Genomic DNA, 17,202 nt, shown 5'->3' on the forward strand with positions numbered 1-17,202 from the left:
TTATGGAGTTCAGTACTGAAGATATAGGAAAGAAAAGAAAATTTGCTTTTCTACGGGAGGAACGTTACAGATTCCAGGGACTAGCAAATGAGAACTATGTAGAAATGGGCCTTGAAGTGGGGCTTATATCAATTAACAATGCTATCCCAACTTTCAGAATAAATATATTCAATTATAAACAGAGTAATGCTGAAGGGGCATATAAATGGGTAGGCGATGTTCATGAAATACGAAATGAATTGATTTGCACCTTAAATGACAAAGGGCAGCTAGGTTCTATTCTGAATATTGATGAAATAAGAAAGAAATGGGAAAAGACCAAACCTGTATTATTGAAACGATATAAGACCGAACAATATAAAGATATTTTTATTACGGGAATTTCCGAAATTCTTGAAGATCCTGTAAGATTGGCGGATTCATTAAGGTTTGCCCAGCCATATCTACTATTGTTTCCTGGAATACATAGCAGACTTTTGAAAAAGGATGAAATTTTGAATGGTTACCGAGAACTACCGAATTTTTTGGCTGCAAAAATGGTCCCAATTACCACTGATGAAAAATTAACCGAATTACCTGATGGTAAGTATCAGATTGATGTTTCAGGTAAAATTGATGAAGAAAATTTTGAACAGGATAAGGTGACTGGAATGATCCGCATCCTTAAGAACAGGCCAAGAGTTCCAACTAAACTAGATTTAGGATATATCGAACGTTATCGACTCGACGAGTGGCCTTGGGCTGAACAGAGTATGTGTATGAGTATTGCCGAGATACCTGGTACCTTATATCGTGAAGAAAAAAATATCCTTAAGGCAATATGATACATAAGATAGAAGATATTGTGTTTCAGAATGATCGGTACTTCATGTTATTTCAGGATAACGATGCTGAAAGTCTCGCTGGATTAACATGTATGGATATTTATGTAGACAATATTAAAATCAAACGTTTATCAAACTGTGAAGTATCGGAGATATTAACAATTCCGGATTTTACCGTTTTGGAATCGAAGGAAAACTTAAGTGAATTGGAGCGGATCTTCAGAAAGGCTAGACTTGTCGAAATCTGCACCTGCGTTAAAAACGTTAACTACAAATAACTGGAATATGGCAAAAAAATATGTGCCGGAAGGAGCATTTTTAGCCTGCAATAAAGGGACAAGTCCATCAACCTTACGTGTTAGCTATAACAAGAACACAACGATTTACGCTGTTCCCATGGCTACGGAAGCTGATAAATTTCCGTTTTTTCATTTAAAGCCTATGGGACTTTGTACCTGTCCGGCCAAATGGGCTACAGGAGTAACTTGTGTCCCAACGACATTGCAATGGGATAATCCTAAGGACGGTATCAAGATCAACGGAAATCGGATGTTATTGGAAGACTCTACCTGTAACTGTATATTCGGTGGAAAAATAAGTATATTCTTTGAGCGTGCCTCTGCGGTAGCATATGGAGTTGGCGAAGGAAAAATGCCCACCGATTACATCAAGGAAGGATTTGATTGGTTTGAACAAAAGACTAAAGAAAGTAGAGCAGAGCGTGATAAGTTCATTCCCGATTGGATGAAGCCAATTACAGGGGCTAAAGATTGGTTTGATGATTTGGGAACCGGGCTTGTAGAAGGCGCTGTAAATGGAGTGGTAGGTCTTGGAGAGGTTATTTACCAAGTTGGACAGGATCCTGTAGGTACTGCTGAAGCAATCGGTGGAATGGTTAAGGATGGTTACAAAGGGGTCAAAGATGCCTATAAGTGGACGACTACACCTGAAAATCTGGAAAAAGCAGCCAATGCTTCTTGGGATTGGGCAAGTAAAGGAGAAAATTGGGAGAAACTAGGAGATAATGTTGTCAAAGGAGCTCAGGACACAGGAAATTGGATTGCTAAGAATCCGAGAAAAATTGGGACAACTGTAGGCGAATTTATTCCCGATGCAGTTGCAGCAGTGTATACAGCAGGAGGTTCTTTAGCTGCTACAGCAGGAAAAACTGCCCTAAAAGAGGGGGCTGAAGTCGTTGTTGAGAAAACAGTTAAAGAGGTTGCTGAAGCCGGTGCTGAAAAAGCTGGAAAAGAAGCTCTGGAAGCTGGAGCAAAGAAAGGAATAAAAGAAACTTTGGAACAGTTGGCCAAGAAGGAAAGTGACAATATTGCAGCTGTTGTTACCAAAAATTTATTACCCAAGTTTAAATTACCAAAGTCTTTTGTTAGAAATTTAGAACACGATCTGGATGAATTTATCAGGCAATTAAAGGGGCAACAAGAAGGATTAAATAAACTTACCGTTGATGATTTTTTAAAGAACAGAGACGAATATTTAAAACATGGACGGTCAGCAGAAGGCAGCGCCGCCCAAAAACGATTTAGAGAACAAGCTCTACAGGATCGAATAGAGAATAACATCGAGAATGGTATGTCTCCTAAGAAAGCAAAACTAGAAGCCGAAGAATGGATGAAAGATAAAGCTGCTCTACATGATCCGGATCAAATAGCTGGCGGATTTGGAGATAATGTAACTGGAATGGGAGATAAGCGAATAAATTCGAGTTTAGGAAGTCAGTGGAAAACAAGGATTGATGACCTTGATAAAAATGTTAGGGAAGCCGCTGAAAAAATGACAGAAGCGGAACGAAAAAGTACATATTTAAACGTAGAACTCTACCCTTAATAGGTTAGAAATGATTATATTTGTTAAAGTAAAAAAGATATCATGTTTGAAAAATTTTTTGAAGAATACGGAAATATTGAGAATAAAATTGAAATCTCATCTGATCATCTTGCTAGAGTAAAAAGCTCAATACCAGATGAACTATTTACATTTATTTCAAATGGTTCCGGTGTTTATATGGATGGCTTCTTTTGGGTCGTTGATCCAGTTGAATACGAGCCGATTTTAAAAGAAATTTATACACCAGTTCAGGAGCCGTCAATCTGTTTTGCTAGAGATGCTTTTGGAGGATTGTATACTTATGAGGATAACAGTGTGGTATATATAAACATCAGATATGGTGTTTCAAAGGTAATAGGAAGAAAAGTTAACGTATTGTTCAATTCTATAATGACAGATTGGGAATATTTTTCGGAAGAATTGTCCGTGGAAAACTATCAACTTGCAAAAGAGATGCTTGGCGAAGTTACAAGGGATGAGTGTTATGGTTATGTTCCATTATTAGGATTAGGAGGAGCAGAAAAAGTAGACAATCTGGAAAAAGTAAATTTGAAGGTACATATTTCTTTGATAGCTCAGGCTGTTGGGAAAATAGATTAGGAGTAATTTGCTGAAAACTCGTTGAGTTCTCATATAAAACTTATTTAAGAGTCGGAAATTTTTTACTATCACAATATCTTTTTTAATTAAAATAGCTCCTCATGTGGTATTAACGTCTTATTTTTTTAATGAGTATAGGGTTGAAAATGAAATCTAAAGTAAGGACTTGGATAATATATTTTATCCAATTTCAGAAGATGATATTAAAAAAGCAGAGGTTGAATTTGATCCAGAATTAAAGGTTTACATGAATTGGAATATATGAAACCAACTGAAAGACAAAAAGAACTTTATAAAAAACTAGCCCCTATTATAGGTATTGAGCCTAGAGTAATAAAATATGGTGATGACACAGGTGATAATGCCATTTTCATAATGGAATGTCCCGATCCAACTGATAAGGAGGTAGTATTTTATTCAACTATTGGTTTATCAGATTACCCTGTAGGAAATCAAAAGTATGAACTGATGATTGCTGGTTATTCTTTTGAGGATAAAATTGGAAATATCTTAAGTAACAGTGCTTTTTTTTGTATTAAGGATAATTGGAAGCTCTCACACGGTGCGGTTTTTGAAAAGTTAGTGGAAATGTATTACAAGGATTCTGAAATGAAACACTTGTATTTTACTAGTCCATATATTTGGGAAGATAAATTAGAGGATTTTAAAGTTGAAAATGAAAATATATATTTTTTACTGTCCATTCCGATTTCTGAGGCCGAATTAAATTTTCTAAAGGACAAAGGTTCAGATGCTTTAGAGACATTGCTTGAGGAAAATGACATTGATATTTTTGATATAAATAGGAATTCCTTAATATAAGCGACTGCTTTTTACAAGCTAGATGCAATGGGCAAAACCGAATATAATAAATTGGTTCCCATACTGGAAAATATTTGCGCTAGAAATGAAGAACATGATATGCTAACGAGTGCAACATCAACTGCACTTTGTAGAATTAAGAGGAATGATTTAAATGATGTTCAAGAAGTTCAAAGATTACTAGGAATTGGAAAATTTGCTGTCGTAGATCTATGGGGATTGATAAAGTAATTCCTACTGAAGCTAACATTAAAATAGACATGCCCCAAAAAGTTAGACACTTATTTGGGGTATTTTTATGAGCAAAAAACAGAAATATGATTTCGAGTTTAAGTTACGCTTAGTAACTATTATTCTACAAGGTAAAGACAATATTTACGGCCTTGCAAAAAGCGAGGGGCTAAGTAAATCCAATTTACAATATTGGCTTAGGCTTTATGAATACTATGGTGAACAAGGATTGCATGGGGTAGCTAAAAAATCATTCACGGAAGAAGAAAAAGTCCATATAATTCAAGAATATCAGGAGAGTGGATTATCTTTGGTGGACACCAGTGTTAAACCTCGAATCATTGAGGTTATGTATTTTTCTATTATTTAAAGTTTAACAAATTGACCTTAACTTATTATAGTGAAAATACTGATTTGAAAAATGGGGTTTTCCCCCATAATGTGTGTTATTTTTTTTCATAATATTGAGTTCAATACTTCTAACAAACCGGATGCTTACAATTTTTAGTTGTATCTAATCGCAGTTGCACAGATTTGTATTTTACGGTTTTTTGGTATTAATCAAAAACATTATATAACCTATGAAAAAAAGTGATTTATCAAAAGTCATGCTCTGTGCGTTTCTTTTAGGTTCCCAATTAGCATTTTCCCAATTAATTTCCGGGGAAACTCAAATTTGGAAAAAAATAGATCCTAATTCAAGAGACGCTCTCAAATGTAAGGACGAAAATCTTTTGAACTTCCATTGTGGAATAAAAGATAAAGTCGTCAAAAAAATTATCAGGTACAGTAAGAATAAAAGTCACACATTAAGTCTTGTTCATACTGGCAAAGCGAATGAATTGATTTGGGATAATCCCGAAAAAAATGTCGCACTTTCCAATAACCGTTACCAGAAAGGGGAAAAGAATGATATAGAATTAAAAAAGCGGCCAAGTATTTTTAGTTATACAAGTAGTCCTGATCGTGCAAAAGGTAAAACTGATAGCCTTAATATCAAATTATCCGATCAGAACCTTCATGAAATGATTTTTTACCCAAGAAGGGCCACACAAAAAGAATTGAATAATATCCACTCTTATCTTTCGATAAAATATGGAATCTCATTAGACAATTCAAAATATTATAATAGTGAGGGAACTGTTATTTGGGACCCCGATAAACACAGGAACTTTAAGACCAGGTTAACTGGGATGGGCAGGGATGATGGAAATGAGCTTTACCAAAAACAGTCAACCAATATTGAGGATCAAATCTTAACCATAGGGATAAATGAAATCAAACGAACTAATGCCGAAAATCCGTCTCTATTAACCAATAATGAATTTATCCTTTGGTCCGATGACGATAAAGACCTCAACTTATCCCAGGACGGAAACTTTTCGAAATTGAACCGCAATTGGCAAATAAACCTTATAGGCTCTAAAATCCAAAAATCCGGTTATTCCATAAGATTCGAAAAATCAATTCTAAATCCAAGATCTTTACCGACAATCTATTGGCTTTTCATTACCAATGTTTCAGGGGATATAAGAAAGATTCAAGGGATAGAAGTGGACAATTTTGTTTTTTTTAATAAAGTGGACTTTATAAAAGATGGTGAGACAGGTAATTCTGCCCATTTTACATTTGCTATAAGCCCTACCAAAGATATGAAAGAAAAGGACGAAACAATTATCAATAAAACTATTGATCCTAATAACCTTTCCCTTGTTCTTGAAAAAATAGTTCTATACCCTAATCCAGTTAAGAAAGGACAGAATTTTACCTTACGTTTTCCGCCAATGGAAAATTTAACGGTTTCAATATATGACGGCGCAGGTAGATTGGTCGCGTTGGATAAAATTGACAGGAACTCCAACCACTATGTGAACCAGTTACCAACCCAGAGTTCGTACCTGATTAATCTCACCCAGAATGGGAAAATCATTAAAACTTTCAAATTAATCGTAGAATAATAACACCATGAGAATCGATTTACACAAACTTCCTAGTAAGAAGTCGTGTCTCTTTGTTCTTTTCTTTACCTGTATGCTTGTATTCGCAAGTTTTGATAAAGGTGATAGGCAAAAGATACGCATGCTTAAACAGGATTTAATGACTAAATTAAATCTTGGTAATAAACCATCTTTTACGGATGCTAAAGATCCGCCAGGGGAAAAAACAGAACAATCGTTTTCCCAAACACAATATCAAAATTGGGAAAAGCCATCAACAGAAATTTTTGAAAGCAATAAAATCGCTCATAAGGACATTAATCGACATTCAGTTATTAATGCTTTTGATGCTGACGAAAATCAGGGAACTATCGGAACTTTCTCTGAAAAAGAGACAGATAATATCTCCGATAATTTCTTTAACATTCAGATCGCTGAGAAAATTGACAGAACAAAAACTGCATTTTTGGAGTATGATCTTTTTGGTCTTGATGATTATACATCTGTTTCGAGATCTATCAATCATGATATTTCTATAGGCGGTGAAGTTATTAGACCTAATGCGGATTGGAGCCACCAAAAAGAGGAAATAAATATTGATCTTTTAAAAAGTGGCAAAAATACCATATTATTCACCCCCCCTTCTACTGGTATTAAATATAAGATCAAGAATTTAAGAATCGTATTTTCTTCTGATCCTGATTTATCTGATGATTTAAATATCAGTAGCATACTTTCTTCAAATAAACTTTATGTCAGAGGATATTCCAAGAAATCACAAAACTTAAAAATTAATAATGAGACTATCGAGAATAGTGGAAAGGAGTTTGAGAAACTAATTGATCTCTCAGAACAGGACAACCTAAATGGAACATACACTGTTCACTATGGAACTCAAATTAAAACACTTAAAATTCCGGCAGCAGTAAAATCTTTTAAGATCGTCGGCAGAGATAATTACAGTCCAAAAACACTAGAAATTTTAGATGGGCAAGCTTATGATCTAAGCTATGAGCACTTAAATGTCAATGTTGAGAAAGGAACCTCGGAATCTGCACTGGTAAAACTGCAGAAACTTCGTGATAAGGATTTTCCTTCAACAACTCAGGGAATTAAAAATGTTACCCCTAATAATTCAGCGTATAGAATATCCCTTGAATCTGGAAGTTTAAGTAAAAAACTTAAAGTTTCAATGTCCTATGATGAAAGGAAATTAGGGCAGACTTCTCCTAAAGATATCCGCGTTTTCTACTTTGACTATAACAACAAACAATGGAAAATTGAATCTTCAGTGATTGTTGATGAAAAACTTAAACTTGTTGTTTTTAATGCAAAACAGGACAATGATTACATCAGTGGTATAATTTCCGTTCCAGAATCACCGACAATAAATTCTTTTGTACCAACGTCAATCAGTGGACTAAAATCAGCGGATCCATTATCCGGAGTACAGCTTATGGCTCCACCAATAGCAAATCAAAAAGGTGACGCTGCCATTTCTTACCCTATTCAAGTTCCAGCCGGAACAAACGGAATGCAACCTCAATTGAGCATTACCTATAGTAGTGACAAAGGAAATGGATGGATGGGCGAAGGTTGGGATATTTCGGGGGTTTCGGGAATTACCTTAGATACTCGTTGGGGAACTCCAACATTTGATCCCAGTTATGAATCAGAGATCTACCTACTAGATGGTGAAATGCTGATCTATGAAGGTGACTATCTTCCTCACAGGCATATTAACGTGCAAGGAAGTATGGATATAACACGACAAGCAAGAAGTTCGGGAAAAAAGAACTTCTACCTGAGAAAAAACAACAATTTTACAAAAATTGAAAGATATGGTTCTTCTCCAACAAATTATACCTGGGTAGTAACGGCAACTGATGGGACGAGAAAATATTATGGAGGAACCGAATCTACGGTCAACTATAGCGCAGTTGTTCAAAAAGATAATGGCGCTATAGTTCAATGGGGAATTGTGAAAGAACTTGATGTTCATAATAACAATATAAAATATTATTATCTCAACAAATTATTTACCCAGGGAATGATACCTATTTCTGGTGAAAATCTAAATCTGGAAAAGGGTCGACAGTTTCACATTGACAGAATTGCATATTCAGGAGTAGACGATAATGATGGACCATATCAGATTCTTTTTTCCTGTAAATATCCTGATAGAGCTGATTATTCGATCAATACCAAAGATGGTGTAAAAAGGGTTGAAATTGAAAGGCTTGACAATATATCAGTCGGCAGTTCGACCTTAGGAGTCAGAAATTACAGCTTTACATATACTACAGGATCATTCTATAAATCTCTTCTAAAATCAATTTCAGGTCCCGGTGTTAACTATCAGCTAGATTATTATGATGACACAGTAAATGGTATTTTTGGGCCTGATAAATTTGTAAATGCTCCTGCGCCGGATGCTTTCTCAGGTGCTGTTAATTCTGCCTTGACTCCTTCTAGAATTAGTGCTGATAACAATTTTGAATGGGGATGGGCGTTGAGAATTGGCGCAGGACTTGGACTTTTTACTCCACATAGATCAGGAAATAAAAATTTCATGGTTTCTGGATTTGTAGGCGAATCATATCCTGAAATTAAAAGAGGGCAAGAATTGCTTGATTTCAATGGTGATGGTATTGTAGATATTCTATATCGAAAGAGAAACGGAGGTAATGGGATAAAGGTTATACCGGGATCATTGGAAAATGGGAATCTTGTTTTCAACAAACCTGAATTAAATGTCCTTAATTTAAACAGCAATTTTACGAAAACTAAAGGTAGCACTTTTAATACTGGAGCTACAGTACTTTTTAATTGGTGGAAAATGGGCTTTGATTTTACCAAGAGCTGGTCCGAAAGCGAATCAAAGACTCCAGTATACCTTTTAGATGCCAATGCGGACGGCTTACCTGATGTTATTAAAGACGATAAAGTTTGGTTTAATAAGATAAATGCTCAAGGACAGCCGGAAATGGTTACCACAAGTGACATGACAGAAAATATGGTCATGAAAGGAAGTGTCCCGGTTCCCTATACTGAACCCGAACACCTCGATGATGACGAAGATGAGGAACCTGTTAAAGCAAAAAATGATGTTGTAAAAGTCTGGATCGCTCCAAAAGCTGGTTATGTTACAATTTATGATCACATTTCAATAACTAACATTCAGGAAACAAAAGGGAGAGCGGTTTATTCGATAGAAGTTAAGAATCCTAAGGATTCTTCTAAAAATGGTCGAGTCTATTTAACGACACTAGTTGGCGGAAATCCTAATATAGATCTTAAGATCACAAAATATGATGAATATCCAGGGACACCACTTGGTATCAATGATTCTTCACGAATTTATGTAAAATCAGGAGACAAGATTTACTTCCGTCTACATAAAAAGACCGGTGTCAATTATGAGATAAATACCACACCATTTGTGGAATTTGTAAATGCAAATGGTTCCCCAATAATTGATTCTCCGGAAGAAGAAGTGGATGATTTTAGGCCGAATAAACTAAAATATGAAGAAAATTTTGTTCTTAATAATCTTTCCAAAACACTGAGGTATGATTATTCCGGGAAAAAACATCTTACTATTCCGGGTTTTTCAGTTCCAAAACTAAATGATAATGTTACCTTTAAAATAACACTATCAAAAGCTGAGGTTGTATATCCATATGATGTTATTGTAATATATGAAAAAACCTATCCTCAATCATTGGGGGTGGTAAATATTGATCCCGTTGATATGGATTTTTTTGTTCCAGAATCAATTCCTGGTGGTTACCATCTTAAGTTTTCAGTAATATCCGACTCGTACATGAATAAAGAAATTGAGTGGAAGAATATTATGGTAACTGCGGAAGGGAATGTTAAAGTTCTTGATGTTCCTAATTACCCTTCATATTATGTGCGAGATTTTAAAAAGAAATTTCATGTTGCTGATCTGAACAATAATCCACCTCATGGCTCAAACAATTATTATATTTCTGTTAATAAGAATTTTGCTTTTTCGCCATCGTTAGAAGGAAACTTTATTTATGTAATAAAAAAAGGGGGGCTTGTACTTGAAAAAAGATGGGTGAAATTAACCAGTTCAGGTATCACTGAATCATCTTTGAATGGTTTTCTTGACCCTATTAAATTTTATACAGGAGATCCTTATCAATCCGTTCAGGCGGGTGATCGAATTAATATTGTCGTTTATTGTAATTCTCAAAAAGACCGTGCAGCCTATGAATCTTTAAAATCACAATTACAGAACCATATATTTAATATTTACGCAGGAACAAATACAAACCTTTGGGCTTCTACAGTGGAGACTGCTATTTTTACAGGGGAGTTTAATACCATTAGTGCAATTTATCGCAATTGGGGGCAGTTTATTTATAATGAAAGCAAGGATGTCAGAAAAACAAACAACCCGCTTACTCCGCCTCACAGTCCAAGAGATATACCAACAGGTCCATCAGGAGTAAATACTCCAGACTATACGATTAATACAGATACACCGAAAGATTCTTATGGTGCGCTGATCAATAACGAGTTTCTTGATTCACCATTTGGGATGTTTAATTATGACTTTTCTTCCTGTTCTGGGATGACTAATCAAGATGAGTATGGAGAATGTATCGGAGATATTATCCAGGCAGATTTCCTTAATATCGCAGATACTAATATTCTTGTCGGCTTTAGCCCCATCGTACCAATGACCACCCATTATGTAAAAGGTGATAATGGTATTATTGAGAAATGGGTCAATAACGGGTTTACAGAACAGTTCTCAAAAGCGAGGTCTTCCAGAGATGAAGAATCAATGGCTCCGTTTTTTGTTAACGATGATCCTGACGAACAGGATATCGAGGTTCAGGGAAATCAAAATACAGGAATGTATGCCATTGAGAAGAAGCAAAAAAGTAAAGCTAAAACAACGAATTGGGGAATAGGAATTCCAGTTATCTCACATTCCGTATCTGAACTTCGAGGTTACGGAAATATCAATACCCAGGATTTTTTTGATGTGAATGGAGACGGATATCCTGACATGCTCTACAGAACAGAATCACAGTTAACAAATTCTTTAGGTGGACTTAGAAGCGCTCAAGGTAGAAATTTAGAAAATAATCCGGATTCTGTTATCTCAAATAACGATAGCTTTCAGAAAACAAACACGATAGCTTTTGACGTTTCAGCGTTGAAAACTATTGGAAGGAATACGTTTAACTCTAATTCAGATTCAAAACCTGATAGCTCATCCCCATGGTCAGGAGGACTAGGGGTCTCAGATTATCCGGATTCCTATGACAGAGGAACAAAATATTGGCTTGACATTAACGGAGATGGTCTGGTGGACAGAGTTGAATTAAATGATGGTCAGGTGAAATATAAACTCAACTATGGTAATGGTCTGGTTAATGCACCTTATGAAGATTATCCATATTTGAAAACTTATGAATCCAAGCCGGTTGGTTCTACCTCCGTTAGCATAGGTGGTGGTCTTTCAGGAATGATTTCACAGACAGCAACTTTCAGTTCTGGTTGGGGTATTTCAGGAAGTCTAACGGGATCTTCATCTACCGGAAGTTCAAAAGTTATGTTTCAGGATATCAATGGCGATGGAATGATTGATCTCATTTCAATGGACAATGATGGGAATACCTCTGTATCCTATAATATGGGCAATAAGTTTGGTCCGGCTCAGGGGCTTTCTAAACAAGGAGGTATAGTGAATTTTGGTAAGGATAGCAGAACCTATAACGGAGGACTTACATTAAATGGAGGTTTCTATATCAATATACCAATCGTATGGCTCTTTGGAATTACAATTCTCTATTTGCGTGCAGGAGCGGATATGAGTGCGAGTATTGGTGTTTCGATGTCTGAAATACAAAAAGGACTTCGAGATGTGAATGGTGATGGCTTTCCTGATCTTGTAGTAAATAATGGTAATGGGTTACAGGTAAACTATTCAAGAATTGGCAGAACAAATAAGCTGTCAAAAGTAACAGAAAAATCAACAAATGGTACTTTTACCATTGATTATGAGTATACTGCTTCATCCTATAATGATCCTCATTCTAAATTAGTGATGAAGGAGGTAAAAATCCTTAATCCAAATGTTGACTCCGATGGGTATACAACTTCTACGGATAAAAATTTGATAACAAGATTCAACTATCAAAATTCAAAATACGATAGAAGAGAAAGAACCAACTATGGATTTGAAAAGGTGATCACTGAGGAAATGAACGGTACGAATGTTTACCGTAGAGGAGTTGAAACTTTTTATAATTCCAATTACTACAATAATGGAATTCCTAGGAGAAATGAGGTATACAGCGGAGGAACTACATTAAAGGCAACTTCGGAGAATAGTTACAAATTATATAAATACAACAGTAATTATACTCAACTTGAAGAAATTCCTTCTTCTCAGTTTGAAACTTATGATACTGGTGGAACACAGGGAAATAGGATCGCAATTGTATTACCTTCCGGAACTTCCAACACGACATTTGAGAACGGGGGATCTATAACCACTAGTTCCACCATGACCTACAATGCTAGAGGTCAGTTAATAGGATATCGCTATAATAGCAATGCCGCTACTGGAAGTTTTTATTCCTCGATAGCATATCATGACATACCGTCATTAACTGCGAAAAATATATTGAATATACCTTCGGAAATCAAGGTCTTTAATAGTTCAAATACTTTAGTTCGCCAACGAAATTCAGAAGTTGACCCGAATTATGGAGATCTGACAAAAATTAAGGCTAGTCTTACTTCAAGCCAAACGGCCGATACAGAATTTACATATGATTCTTTTGGAAATGTAAAAACGGTGAAAGATCCTGTTGATTATCTCCTGACTTATGAATATGATCCTACTGGAAAATATGTGACAAAAGTGACGGATAGTTTTGGTGTGTTTTCATCTGCAAGCTATGATCCACGGTGGGATGTGGTATTGGAATCAATAGACACGAGCGGAAATAAAATAACTTATGAATATGATAGTTCTGGTAGAATCACAAACATTCTGGCACCAAAAGAAATTGGAATTTCACCTTACACAGTCAAATATTCATATTTCTTATCTCCATACTCAACTGGTAACCAGATTAATCTATATGGAGCTACGACCCAAAATTATGATTCTGAGAATCCAACGAATCCAATTGAAACAATTTCATTGGCGGATTTTACTGGAAAAATAGTGCAGGTGAAGAAAGATGTTTTTGTAGCTAACGCAGAGAAAGTGTCTGTTTCGGGAATGACGTCATTCGATCTTTTAGGCAGACCTATAAAACAGTATCATCCCACTATCGAAGCCAAAGATGCTGTATTGAACAAAAAATTAAAATTAACTCTTTCTTCTTATTTCAGCTCGATTCAATATGATAATTTAGATAGGCCAATTATTGAAATTGATGAAGATGGTAATGTGACCAATACCTCTTACAATATAGAAGGTACTTCTATGAAGAAAACTGTTAGTCAGCCACAGAACCCAGTCAGCACAATGAAGTCGGAAACCTTATCTGATGCAGAAGGTAGAACAGTGATTACGAGAAACTACTTAGGTACTTCGACGTTGGTTTCTCAATATACCTACAATATTATCGGCCAGTTGTTATCGGTAAAAGATCCTGAAAATATAGAAATTAAATATGAATATGATTTGGGAGGTAGAAGAACCTCAGAAATACATCCCGATCACGGAACATCAAAATTCACCTATAATAAGGCTGGTAAAATGGCAAGTAGATCATCTGCAAATCTAAATCAGATGCCTCCTATTATATATAAATATAATAAAAATAGGATTACAGATATTACTTACCCTAATCTTCCCAATGGATCAGTCAACCGAAACAATGTTAAATATATCTATGGAACAAGTGGGGTAGCCAATGGAAGGCTTATATCAAAAATTGATGGAACGGGACAAACAAAATATACTTATGGTACGCTGGGTGAAATAATAGCAGAAGAACGCAAAGTATCTGGGTATAATATTCCGATGATGAATTTTATTACCAATTATGAGTATGATAGCTGGAATCGCATCAAATCCATTACATATCCGGATGGAGAAATTGTAAAGTATAAATACGATCTGGGTGGAAATTTGAGGTCTATTAAAAGCCAGCAGAATGGGGATTATGTTAAGGATATACAGTATGACGAGTATGAGCAGCGGACCAAAATTATAAACGGTAATGACACTTATTCTTTGTTTACCTATACTCCGAAGACGAGATATCTAGCTTCCCATACACTGACAAAGGATAATTACACAACATATCTGGTAAATAATTATCAATATGATTATGCTGGAAATGTAACTTCTAATATTAACAGTGCTATACTCACACCAAATCAATTAGGAGGAAGTTACCAGCTCTTATATGGATATGATAGTTTAAACCGACTTACCCATGCCGTAGGGGCCATGTTGAAGGATATCAAAGGAGATCCTAATGCTCCCTCAAATATCGGAGCAAGTTATGAAACTACGTTGACCTATACACTTGGAAATGGTTTTAAGGGGAAAACTCAATCTCACGTAGTCAATGGTGTAACAAATTCTTTAAATACATATAACAATAGTTATAATTACATGAAAGGAAGTCATATGATAGAGTCTGTTAAGAATCTCAACAATGGATTTTATGAAAGCTTCAAATATGACCTGAATGGAAACCCGATAGATATAAGTTCCCCTGTTGGAACTGTTTCGATGGTATGGGATGAAGAGGACAACATGAAAGCTTACTTTAACAAAGCTGACGGCGTGTTCCAATATTACACTTATGATAATAAGGGAGATAGGACGATTAAATATAATCTGAAAGAAGGTCCGAAATTATATCAAAATGGATCGCTCATTGATGGTACCATGCAGATGTATGGATACAAGGTTTATCCGAACTCTTATGTTGTGGTAAGTTCAGACAACACTTACACCAAACATTACTATGCCGGAGCACAGCGTATTGCGAGCCGATTGGCGGATAACTCTGGTATTTTCAATAGGTCAGCGGAAACCCAAAATATCAGTAATGATACTGACAATACGTCTGACATAGAAAATGAATTCAAGGTATACTCTGAGAAAGTTGGCATTGATATCAGTAATCTTGATACTGAATATGCTTTAAATAGTTCGCAGACTGGGCTATATTATCTGCATAATGACCATTTGTCAACGGCTAATTTTGTCACAGATGCCAATGCTGTTGCATCACAATTTTTCCTAAATTTACCATTTGGTGAAACCTTTATTGAACAACAAGTAGCTGGATTATATGAAAATCCATATAAGTTCAATGCAAAAGAACTGGACAGTGAAAGTGGCTTATATTATTATGGCGCAAGATATTATAATCCTAGACTAAGTATCTGGTATGGCGTAGATCCTTTGGCTATCTATAATCCAGTCGTTGAACATCAATTTTATGGAAATGGTGAGCATAATTCAGGATTCTTTTTCTTAGGTAATTTAAATCCATATATTTACACTTACCAGAATCCTGTACGATATATCGATCCAAATGGAAAACAGGTGGACACCGTAATTGATGGTCTCAAGAAGATGTGGAATGGGATCAACCCATGGAAAGCTGTTGAAGGTAGTAAAGATGGTCCGAGGGTTCGCTCAGGTGAGGAAAGATTTCAAGAATTTAGGACCGGAACGATACAGGCAGCAAAAGGTGCAGCTACAGCCGAGGTCGGCCATGTTATTCTTGACGCCGCAGGTATTGTAGATCCTACTCCTGTTTCGGATACAGCGAACGGAATTTGGTATGTTTTTGAGGGAGATTGGAAAAATGCAACAATTAGTGGAGTATCAATTGCCCCATATATCGGTGATGGCGCAAAAGGATTGAAATATGGTGGTAAAATAATAACACAAATTCAAAAACACCATATTATTCCACAGCAGCTTTATAAAATTATGCCAGCAATTGGCGAATTTATCCTGAAAAATTCAGGAATGAATCTGAAAAAACTGCCTAATAGATTTCATGGTAACCATCCAGCTTACACGAATTGGGTTAAAGACCAGATTGTGGAATTGGCAAAAGATGGCGGCCTGACCAAAGAAGGTCTTGAAGGAATTATCAAGAATGCCAACGATGAAATCAATAAAGCCTATAAAGAATTTAAAGAAAATGGGCAGTCTTTAAATGAATATTTTAAAAACAAGACAAAATGAGTACAATAAAAAACTATTATCAACTAAAAGCGACAATTGAACCGAAAATTATTGGGAAAAGCGAACTCCCTTTGACAGTAGAAATCAAGGATAAAACTTTTGAAAGCCAAAGTCGCGAATATATGCTGAATATAGATAAATATTTTGAGGACAAAGATGGTATTTTAAAGCATTTTCCACAAAACCTTGTCGGAAAAATGTATCAGAAGAAAAAAGATCCAATTGATATTATGCTTTCAATGCCAATGTACATGTCCATTGATTTTATAGTTAGTAAAAGAGTCAAAAATATTCTTGATGAATTGAATATAAATCCTACAGAATATCAAACTGTTGAATTTTCCATAGAAGGCCAAATCGAATCATACTATTTTTTGTTCATTCCAATGCTTAGAAATAAAGATTATGTTGATTATCGGAAAAGTGTTTTTCATAGTAGCAGATTGGATAATACAACTATTTTTGGAACTTATGAAGAATATTTATTGGCACGGAACAATGGCTATCGGGTGAAAACCTTATATGTATCAGATGAATTGAGTGATCGGGATATAATTAGCCTCCAAGCAGCCGGACCTTTCTTTAGTGAAAGGATTGTTGAAGCTTTTAATGAAAACATGATTGTTGGTTATGATATAATAAAGGGTGGAGATTTTAAGGTAGATCTGAAATTTTCCTGATTTTATAGATGGAATTTTTAAGATTGACTATT

General features: G+C 35.5%; 10 protein-coding genes. All 10 read left to right on the forward strand.

The window, feature by feature from the left end; genetic code table 11:
* The first annotated feature begins 2 nt into the window (after positions 1 to 2).
* Positions 3 to 824 (forward strand): hypothetical protein, encoded by an 822-nt coding sequence (locus tag BBI01_RS07525; RefSeq protein WP_065394051.1) that lies wholly within the window; start codon positions 3 to 5, stop codon positions 822 to 824.
* Positions 821 to 1,102 carry a hypothetical protein gene (locus BBI01_RS22490; RefSeq protein WP_123862104.1) on the forward strand — a complete coding sequence of 94 codons (282 nt, stop codon included), beginning with the start codon at positions 821 to 823 and terminating at the stop codon, positions 1,100 to 1,102. Before BBI01_RS07525 ends, BBI01_RS22490 begins: the two co-directional genes overlap by 4 nt.
* Positions 1,059 to 2,669 (forward strand): polymorphic toxin type 15 domain-containing protein, encoded by a 1,611-nt coding sequence (locus BBI01_RS22335; protein WP_123862105.1) that lies wholly within the window; start codon positions 1,059 to 1,061, stop codon positions 2,667 to 2,669. The genes BBI01_RS22490 and BBI01_RS22335 overlap by 44 nt, the downstream gene beginning before the upstream one ends.
* Positions 2,670 to 2,711: 42 nt before the next feature.
* Positions 2,712 to 3,269 (forward strand): T6SS immunity protein Tdi1 domain-containing protein, encoded by a 558-nt coding sequence (locus BBI01_RS07535; RefSeq protein WP_065394052.1) that lies wholly within the window; start codon positions 2,712 to 2,714, stop codon positions 3,267 to 3,269.
* A 261-nt stretch (positions 3,270 to 3,530) separates the two neighbouring features.
* On the forward strand, positions 3,531 to 4,091 hold the full coding sequence (locus BBI01_RS07540) for a suppressor of fused domain protein (protein WP_065394053.1): 561 nt from the start codon (positions 3,531 to 3,533) through the stop codon (positions 4,089 to 4,091).
* 27 nt (positions 4,092 to 4,118) lie between these two features.
* The gene (locus BBI01_RS07545) at positions 4,119 to 4,322 is read left to right on the forward strand and encodes a hypothetical protein (protein ID WP_065394054.1); all 204 of its coding nucleotides are present in this window, start codon (positions 4,119 to 4,121) and stop codon (positions 4,320 to 4,322) included.
* 67 nt (positions 4,323 to 4,389) lie between these two features.
* Positions 4,390 to 4,692, forward strand: coding sequence for a transposase (locus tag BBI01_RS07550; protein ID WP_065394055.1), 303 nt, complete (start codon positions 4,390 to 4,392; stop codon positions 4,690 to 4,692).
* A 211-nt stretch (positions 4,693 to 4,903) separates the two neighbouring features.
* On the forward strand, positions 4,904 to 6,280 hold the full coding sequence (locus BBI01_RS07555; protein WP_065394056.1) for a T9SS type A sorting domain-containing protein: 1,377 nt from the start codon (positions 4,904 to 4,906) through the stop codon (positions 6,278 to 6,280).
* A gap of 139 nt (positions 6,281 to 6,419) precedes the next feature.
* Entirely contained in the window at positions 6,420 to 16,490 is a 10,071-nt protein-coding gene (locus BBI01_RS07560) for a SpvB/TcaC N-terminal domain-containing protein (protein WP_228393949.1), read from the forward strand.
* Positions 16,487 to 17,170, forward strand: coding sequence for an imm11 family protein (locus BBI01_RS07565; RefSeq protein WP_065394058.1), 684 nt, complete (start codon positions 16,487 to 16,489; stop codon positions 17,168 to 17,170). Before BBI01_RS07560 ends, BBI01_RS07565 begins: the two co-directional genes overlap by 4 nt.
* Positions 17,171 to 17,202: the final 32 nt, after the last annotated feature.

Source organism: Chryseobacterium artocarpi, from assembly GCF_001684975.1.
Taxonomy (GTDB): Bacteria; Bacteroidota; Bacteroidia; order Flavobacteriales; family Weeksellaceae; genus Chryseobacterium; species Chryseobacterium artocarpi.

Bases quoted from the DNA above. Each gene is read 5' to 3' on its own strand.
- BBI01_RS07525 (WP_065394051.1), top strand. From the start codon at position 3: ATGGAGTTCAGTACTGAAGATATAGGAAAGAAAAGAAAATTTGCTTTT.
- BBI01_RS22490 (WP_123862104.1), top strand. From the start codon at position 821: ATGATACATAAGATAGAAGATATTGTGTTTCAGAATGATCGGTACTTC.
- BBI01_RS07535 (WP_065394052.1), top strand. From the start codon at position 2,712: ATGTTTGAAAAATTTTTTGAAGAATACGGAAATATTGAGAATAAAATT.
- BBI01_RS07540 (WP_065394053.1), top strand. From the start codon at position 3,531: ATGAAACCAACTGAAAGACAAAAAGAACTTTATAAAAAACTAGCCCCT.
- BBI01_RS07545 (WP_065394054.1), top strand. From the start codon at position 4,119: ATGGGCAAAACCGAATATAATAAATTGGTTCCCATACTGGAAAATATT.
- BBI01_RS07550 (WP_065394055.1), top strand. From the start codon at position 4,390: ATGAGCAAAAAACAGAAATATGATTTCGAGTTTAAGTTACGCTTAGTA.
- BBI01_RS07555 (WP_065394056.1), top strand. From the start codon at position 4,904: ATGAAAAAAAGTGATTTATCAAAAGTCATGCTCTGTGCGTTTCTTTTA.
- BBI01_RS07560 (WP_228393949.1), top strand. From the start codon at position 6,420: ATGACTAAATTAAATCTTGGTAATAAACCATCTTTTACGGATGCTAAA.
- BBI01_RS07565 (WP_065394058.1), top strand. From the start codon at position 16,487: ATGAGTACAATAAAAAACTATTATCAACTAAAAGCGACAATTGAACCG.